The organism is Mesorhizobium sp. (assembly GCF_004962925.1).
GTDB lineage: Bacteria > Pseudomonadota > Alphaproteobacteria > Rhizobiales > Rhizobiaceae > Mesorhizobium.
In genome coordinates, this window is the sequence record NZ_SUEO01000165.1 from 3,831 (window position 1) to 9,574 (window position 5,744).

The window sequence follows — 5,744 nt, forward strand, 5'->3', positions numbered from 1 at the left end:
CGGTCGGATGAGGGGTGTTGGACGGATCGCTACTTTGACGTCGTTAGTTCTTTGAAATAGCTAGACATTTTGACGCGCCGTTTCTTCCAGCACCCCTCATCCGTCTCGGCGCTGCGCCGATCCACCTTCTCCCACAAGGGGAGAAGGGGGTAGCCTACGCCGGCGCTACCTCACATCCACCCAGCGCTGCTCCTTGAACGAGCGTGCCATGGCATGCACGGTGCGCTCGATCTCCAGGCCTTCGTCGAAATCGATGATCCGCGCCGGTTTGCCGGCCAGCCTGGTCAGCAACTCCCGGCATTCGATGATCTTGAGGTCGTTGAAACCGAGGCCGTGGCCGGGTGCCGGCAGGAAGGCGTCGTAGGGCTTGTGGTGCGGCGCCACCAGGATGGTTCGGTAGCCTTGCTCGGTCGGACGGTCGGACGTCAGGTAAAGCTGGAACTCGTTCATTCGCTCCTGGTCATACAGGATCGAGCCCTTCGAGCCGAAGATCTGGATGGCGATCCGGCCCTTGCGGCCCCAGGCCGAACGGTTGACCAGCAGTGTGCCGGCAACGCCGTTTTCGAGATGCATCAGCACGCTGGCGATGTCGTAGGTCTCAACCGCACGGCGCCCGCCCGACGCGACACGGCGCTCGGCATAGGGTTTTGCCATGTCGCACATGACGCGGGCGACGCGGCCGAACAGCACGGCCACCAGCGACAGCGGATGCACGGCGAAATCGTCGAGCGCGCCGTAACCGGACGCCGCCTCGTGCTTCCAGAAGAACAGCGCCTCCGGATCGGCCATGAAATCCTCGTCCATCTCGATGCGCAGATGATTGACCTCGCCGATGATCTTCTCGTCGAGCAGCGCACCGATATGTCGGATGGCGGGATTCTGGATGTAATTGTAGCCGAGAGCCGCCACCTTGCCGGACTTTTGCGCCGCCGCCGCCATGGCTTGCGCCTCCGCAAAGCCCGGCGCCATCGGTTTTTCGCACCACAGATGCTTGCCGGCCTCGAGGATGGCGATGGCCATTTCCGGGTGGAACTGGTTCGGCGTGGTCAGCGAGACGATGTCGACGTCCGGGTCGTTGACGACGGCGCGCCAGTCACCGGAGGCCTTGGCAAAGCCGAATTCGGTAGCACGGCGCTTGGCAAGCTCCTCGTCGACCTCGCCGAGATGGACCAGCCTTGGCTTGGCCACGTCGGGAAAGACGGTGCCGACCGCGTTCCAGGCGATGGCGTGACACTTGCCCATGAAGCCTGTGCCGATAAGGCCTACTCCGACCATTTCCCTTGTCTCCGTCGCCAGGAAGATTTTGTGTGGATGAATTAGTCCATTTTATCCAGAAATGGAACGCATGCCTCATTTTTTATGGCCTTCTTGCACAGGCTCGCTATGATGGGGCACACAGCATCGACTGATAGGCCTAGGCGGAGCGACGATGGACGAACGGGTGCCCCGCGATTTCGAGACGCTGCGTACGACGATCCTGGAACGGCGCCATAGCCTGCCCAAGCGTATCGCGCAGATCGCCGCCTATGCGCTCGACAATCCCGACGATATTGCCTTCGGCACCGCCGCCAGCATCGCTGCCTCCGCCGGCGTCCAGCCTTCGACCCTGATCCGCTTCGCCCAGCAACTCGGCTTCGACGGCTTCACCAGCCTGCAGCTGGTGTTTCGGGAGCGCCTGCGTGAGCGCAATTCGTCTTATGACGAAAGGCTGGCGGCATTGCGCGCGAAGGCCGAGGAAGGCGCCGGTCACCGGGCGATCTTCGACGGCTTCGTCGCCGCGGCCAGCACCTCGCTCAACGATATTTCAGGCAGGTTGAACGAAGAGCATTTCGAAGATGCGATCGCCTTGCTGGCGAAGGCGGAGACCATCTATGTGCTGGCTAAGCGTCGCTCCTATCCGGTCGCCTCCTACATCGCCTATGCGCTGGGCAAGCTCAAGATCCGCAACCAGCTGATCGAATCGGCCGCCGGCCTCAACGCCGAGATGATCGGCTTTGCCTCGCCCCGGGATGCCGTCATCGCCATCAGCTTCTCGCCCTATGCCCCGGCGGCCATCGAGGAGGCGCGCGTCATCTCGGAGCAAGGCGTGCCGATCGTGGCGATCACCGACAGCTCGTTCTCGCCGCTCGCCCAGTTCGCCAAGGTCTGGTTCGAGGTCGCCGAGGCCGATTTCGCCGGCTTCCGCTCGCTGTCGGCGACAATGGCGCTGGCCATGGCACTGACCGTCGCGGTTGGCGAGAAGCGGCGTGATGCCGGCCGCAAGCGCAAGGCTTAGAGGGCCACTTTTCAGCAAAGGAACACGTGTTCCATATTGACTATGGATTGGAATTATTATTTCATATTGCCGGCGCCACGCTGCCGCTCGCGCGTGTTACCCAAGACAACAAGGCTGATGGGAGGTTCGAATGGGCGAAGCCGTGGACGCAAAACATGCGCCGCTCGACGTTATCACCATTGGCCGCGCCTCCGTCGATCTCTATGGCCAGCAGATCGGCTCGCGCCTGGAGGACATCACCTCCTTTGCCAAGTCGGTCGGCGGCTGTCCGGCCAACATTTCGGTCGGCACGGCGAGGCTCGGCTTGCGCTCGGCGCTGCTCACCCGCGTCGGCGACGAGCAGATGGGCCGCTTCATCCGCGAGCAGCTGACGCGCGAAGGCGTCTCCGTGGCCGGCCTCAAGACTGACCCGGACCGGCTGACGGCGCTGGTGCTGCTGTCGGTCGAGGACGAAGGCGTCTCGCCGATGATTTTCTACCGTACTGACTGCGCCGACATGGCACTTGCGGAAGACGATATCGACGAAGCGTTCATCGCTTCGGCGCGTGCCATCGTCGTCACCGGCACGCATTTTTCGCGGCCCAACAGCGATGCCGCACAGCGCAAGGCGATCCGCACTATTAAGGCCAAGGGCGGCAAGGTGGTGTTCGACATCGACTATCGGCCCAATCTCTGGGGCCTTGCCGGCCATGCCGAAGGGTTCGAACGCTACGTGAAATCCGACCGGGTCTCCGCCCAGCTGAAGACAGTGCTGCCCGACTGCGACCTGATCGTGGGCACCGAAGAAGAGATCATGATCGCCTCCGGCGCCGACGATTGCCTGAGCGCGTTGAAGACGATCCGCTCGCTGTCCAAGGCCACCATCGTCTTGAAGCGCGGCGCCATGGGCTGCATCGTCTATGACGGGGCGATCAGCGACGATCTCGAGGACGGCATTGTCGGCAAGGGTTTTCCGATCGAGATCTACAACGTGCTTGGTGCCGGTGACGCCTTCATGTCGGGCTTCCTGCGCGGCTGGCTCGGCGGTGAAAGTCTCGAGACGGCGGCGACCTGGGCCAATGCCTGCGGCGCCTTCGCTGTGTCGCGGCTGCTCTGCGCGCCGGAATACCCGACCTTCGAGGAACTGCAGTTTTTCCTGAAGAACGGCAGCAGGCACCTGGCGCTGCGCAAGGACGAAGCTCTCAATCATATCCATTGGGCGACCACGCGCCGGCGCGACATTCCCTCGCTGATGGCGCTGGCCTGCGACCACCGTATCCAGCTTGACGATGTCGCCGCGAAAGCCGGCGCCGACCCGTCGCGCATCCATGATTTCAAGGTGCTGACGGTCAAGGCGGCGGCGAGGGTTGCCGCCGGCCGCGCCGGCTATGGCATGCTGCTCGACGAGAAATACGGCCGCGAGGCGATGTTCGAATTCGCCCGCCATTCCTTCGCTTGGCTTGGCCGGCCGGTCGAACTGCCGGGATCTCGCCCGCTTCGTTTCGAATTCTCGCAGGACATCGGCTCGCAGTTGATCGAGTGGCCGGTCGACCATTGCATCAAATGCCTGTGCTTCTATCACCCCGACGACCCGGAGGCGCTGAAGACGGAGCAGCAGCAGAAGCTCAAAAGCCTGTTCGAGGCCGCGCGGAAAGTGGGCAGAGAACTTCTCATCGAGATCATTGCCGGCAAGCACGGCAAGCTCGACGACACGACGATCCCGCGCGCGCTGGAAGAACTCTATGCGCTTGGTATCAAGCCCGACTGGTGGAAGCTCGAGCCGCAGGCCTCAGCCGGCGCATGGGCAAAGATCGAGGCGGTGATCCTGAAGAACGATCCATGGTGCCGCGGGATTGTGCTGCTCGGCCTGGAAGCGCCGCAGGACGAGCTGGAAGCCGCCTTTGCCGCCACCGCCAAAGCGCCCATCGTCAAGGGCTTCGCGGTCGGCCGCACCATTTTCATCAACGCAGCCGAACAATGGCTTGCCGGCAAGATGTCGGATGAGGAGGCGGTGGCCGACATGGCGTCGCGCTTCGAGAGACTGACCGAGGCATGGCTTGCCGCGCGCGGCCGCAAAGCAGCATAAGAAGGCGCGGCATAAGGACTGCGGAGGAAGACAAGATGACCAAGACGATCCGCCTGACGATGGCGCAGGCGCTGACCCGCTTTCTTGCCCGCCAGATGACCGAAATCGACGGCAGGAGAATGCCGATCTTCGGCGGCGTCTGGGCGATCTTCGGCCATGGCAATGTCGCCGGCGTCGGCGAGGCGCTTTATCAGGTGCGCGACGAATTGCCGACCTTCCGCGCTCACAACGAACAGGCGATGGCGCATGCGGCGATCGGCTACGCCAAGGCCAATTTCCGGCGCCGCTTCATGGCGGCGACCAGTTCGATCGGCCCCGGAGCGCTCAACATGGTGACGGCGGCGGCATTGGCGCATGTAAACAGGTTGCCCGTCCTGTTTCTCCCCGGCGACGTTTTCGCCAATCGCATTCCCGACCCTGTCCTGCAGCAGGCAGAGGATTTTTCCGACGGCACGGCGACGGTCAATGACTGCTTTCGGCCGGTGTCGCGCTATTTCGACCGCATCACCCGCCCCGAGCAGATCATCCCGGCGCTCAGCCGCGCCATGCAGGTGCTGACCGATCCGGCCGAATGCGGACCGGTGACGCTGGCGCTCTGCCAGGACGTGCAGGCCGAGGCCTATGACTACCCCGAGAGCTTCTTTGCCGAACGGGTCTGGCATCAGCGCCGGCCGCGCCCGGACCGTAGGGAATTGACGGCCGCGGTGGCGGCGCTAAAGGGCGCGAAGAAGCCGCTGGTGATTGCCGGCGGCGGCGTGCTTTATTCGCAGGCATCGGGTGAATTGACGAAGCTGGTGCAGGACGCCGGCATCCCCGTTTGTGAGACGCAGGGCGGCAAATCCTCGCTGCCGGACGATCATCCGCTCAACATGGCGGCGGTCGGCGTCACCGGCACCTCGGCGGCCAACAGGCTGGCCGAAGAAGCCGACGTGGTGCTTGCCGTCGGAACCAGGCTGCAGGATTTCACCACCGGTTCCTGGGCGCTGTTCAAGAATTCCGGCAAAACCATCATCGGGCTGAACGTTCAGCCTTTCGATGCGGGAAAGCACCAGGCGCTGCCGCTCGTCACTGATGCGGCGGAAGGGCTCGCCGAGCTCGGTGCGGCGCTGAAGGGCTGGAAGGCGCCGGCCACCTGGACCGACAATGCGACCAGGGGCAAGAAGGACTGGCAGGCCGATGCCGACAAGGTGACGGCGTCGACCAACGCCGCCTATCCGTCCGACGCGCAGGTGATCGGCGCCGTGCAGCGCGCCGTGGGCTCCGGCGTGATATTGCTTCATGCTGCTGGCGGCCTGCCCGGCGAATTGCACAAGCTCTGGCAGGCGGGCGCACCCGGCTCCTACCATGCCGAATACGGCTTCTCGACCATGGGCTACGAGATCGCAGGCGGGCTCGGCGTCAAGA

4 protein-coding genes are annotated in these 5,744 nt (G+C 63.7%); 3 read left to right on the forward strand and 1 reads right to left on the reverse strand.

Annotation, left to right across the window (positions count from 1 at the left end; all coding sequences use genetic code 11):
- Positions 1–165: 165 nt before the first annotated feature.
- Positions 166–1,275, reverse strand: coding sequence for a Gfo/Idh/MocA family oxidoreductase (locus E5W87_RS25965; protein ID WP_292404139.1), 1,110 nt, complete (start codon positions 1,273–1,275; stop codon positions 166–168).
- Positions 1,276–1,429: 154 nt separating this feature from the next.
- Here E5W87_RS25965 and E5W87_RS25970 point away from each other — a divergent pair, with 154 nt between their 5' ends.
- The 3 genes from E5W87_RS25970 to iolD all read left to right on the forward strand — a co-directional run.
- A complete protein-coding gene (locus E5W87_RS25970) occupies positions 1,430–2,275 on the forward strand; it encodes a MurR/RpiR family transcriptional regulator (RefSeq protein WP_292404143.1) in 846 nt (281 codons plus the stop codon).
- A 130-nt stretch (positions 2,276–2,405) separates the two neighbouring features.
- Positions 2,406–4,340 carry a 5-dehydro-2-deoxygluconokinase gene (gene iolC / locus E5W87_RS25975; protein ID WP_292404146.1) on the forward strand — a complete coding sequence of 645 codons (1,935 nt, stop codon included), beginning with the start codon at positions 2,406–2,408 and terminating at the stop codon, positions 4,338–4,340.
- A gap of 35 nt (positions 4,341–4,375) precedes the next feature.
- The coding region (gene iolD, locus E5W87_RS25980) for a 3D-(3,5/4)-trihydroxycyclohexane-1,2-dione acylhydrolase (decyclizing) (protein ID WP_292404150.1) at positions 4,376–5,744 on the forward strand (1,369 nt) is incomplete at its 3' end.